General features: G+C 71.9%; 2 protein-coding genes. Both read right to left on the minus strand.

Translation table 11 applies throughout. The features are described 5' to 3' along the window. Positions 1 to 54: 54 nt before the first annotated feature. Positions 55 to 741: a DsbA family protein gene (locus AC1Q49_RS15620; RefSeq protein ID WP_060960266.1), complete on the minus strand. Its 687-nt coding sequence runs from the start codon at positions 739 to 741 to the stop codon at positions 55 to 57. Positions 742 to 929: 188 nt separating this feature from the next. Beyond that, on the minus strand, positions 930 to 1958 hold a 1029-nt coding region (locus AC1Q49_RS15625; RefSeq protein ID WP_492493284.1), incomplete at its 5' end, for a hypothetical protein.

Genomic DNA, 1958 nt, shown 5'->3' on the forward strand with positions numbered 1-1958 from the left:
CCCCCCCCCCCCCCCCCCCCCCCCCCCCCCCCCCCCTCCCCGTCATCGCGGCGCTTACTGGAACAGCGTCGCGAACTGGCCCTTGGCGGGGATGGTCTGGTTGGCGATGACGGTGCCGTTGACGGCCAGCGTCGGCGTGCCGATGCCGCTGGAGCCGGGCTGCACGGGCGTCTTCTCGGTCATGGCCGCCACGAACTTCGTGTACGTGCCGTCGGAGACGCAGGAGTCGATGCCCGTCACCCCGACGCTGGAGGCGACATCGAGGATCTGCTGGTCGGTGAGACCCGTGGAGTTCTCCTCCGGCTGCGCCTTGAAGAGGGCCTGCATGAAGGTCACGGCCTTGTCGGGGTCGGCCTCGGCGACGCAGTACATCGCGTTCGCGGCTCGGGTGGAGTACTTCGTCCCCTGCGAGTAGCGGTCGAGGATCGAGATGGGGTGGATGTTGAGCGTGATCGTGCCGTTGTTGGCGAGATCGAGGATCTCGTCGCCGTAGGTCTGCTCGAACTGGTTGCAGATGGGGCACATGAAGTCGATGTAGGTGTCGAGCGTCTGCGAGCCCGAGCCGACCACGACGGCGCCGGTCTCCTGGTTGATGCCCGATCCGGAGGGAGCCGTGCCCGGGTCGGTCGCCGCGCGGTTCATCCACACGACCAGTGCGACCACGAGGGCGACGATGACGACCACCGCCACGCTCACCCAGATCGCGAACCAGTTCTTCCTGCCTGCCGCTGCCTGCGCCATAGCCCGATGCCTCTCCTCGCCGCGGCCCACGCCGCCGTCGTTCTATCTTCCCCCACTCCCCCCTATGCGTTCCCCGTGAACTCCGTTATCCTCGCGAGCCGCCATCCCCTGCCCGACCCGGCCACCCGCGGACCGCACACCGCGTGCCGGTTCGCGCGCGGCGTGGCGGTTCGCGGAAGGGCGCGGGGTCAGCGGGGCGGATACACCGAGAACGCCGCCAGACGCCGGCCGAGGGCGGCGGCCGAGGTGGTGTGCGCCTTGCCCCACCGCGCGAACCGCCGGTTCGTCGTCCCCCGGATCCAGTCCTCCCGCATCTTCTCGTCGAGAACCGCCTGGGCGATGTCGACGCCGTCGCCGCGCAGCCGCGGATCGAGGTACTTGCCCTCTCCGTCGTACTCTCCCCAGGCTGCGGCATCGTCGAGCCCGAAGTCCGCGTAATACGTGCCGCCCCTCGGAGCGGGGATCGGTACCTGCAGCCGCGGCGCGGCGAATCCGAGCTCCCGCAGATACAGACGACTGACACTCTCCCCGGGCGACGCCGCGCGGCCGTCCGCGAGGTCGAGCATCCGCCGCGCCCGGCGCACGCCGCGGCCGCCCCGCGGCACGCGCGACGCGATGCGCGCCCGAAGGGATGCCGCGGCATCCTCGTCGTAGCGCCCCGTCGCCGGATCGTGGGCTTCGATCCGCAGGGCCGCATCGGCGAGGGCGAGTCCGGACTCCTCGGACACGCCGCGCAGCGTGTCCGCCACGGTGCGGGGCAGCGATGTGCAGCGCAGTGCGTCGCGTTCGACGATGTCGTCGTCGGGCACGGCGACCTCATGCCGCGCCACGAGCGGATTCGACGCCCGCACGTGCCCGCTCGCCGACCGACCGCTGAGGTGGACGCGCTCGGGCTCGAGCCGGAAGAGCGGCAGTCCCCACAGGACGGAGGCCGCCGTGTGCGAGTACACGAGGGACGAGCCGCCGCGCCGGCGCTCCTCGGCCGCGACGACGCGCATCAGCTGACGGCCTTCCGCGTAGGCGCTCCGCCAGTGCGCGGCATCCGCGTACCACCCCTGGTCGACGCGGATCAGCGTGCCCGCCCGTACCCGGGAGGTGATGTCCCGCGTGGTCAGTCCCGCCGCCTCCAGATCCGCGCGCGATCGGAGCGCGGTTCGAGCGTGTTCCGTGAGCATGCCGCCCACCCTGCCGCGCGCCGCCTCTCCCCCGACGCACGC

Source organism: Microbacterium sp. MPR-TSA4 (assembly GCF_058792815.1).

Coding starts and splice junctions, on each gene's coding strand:
- AC1Q49_RS15620 (WP_060960266.1), bottom strand. CDS start 741: ATGGCGCAGGCAGCGGCAGGCAGGAAGAACTGGTTCGCGATCTGGGTG.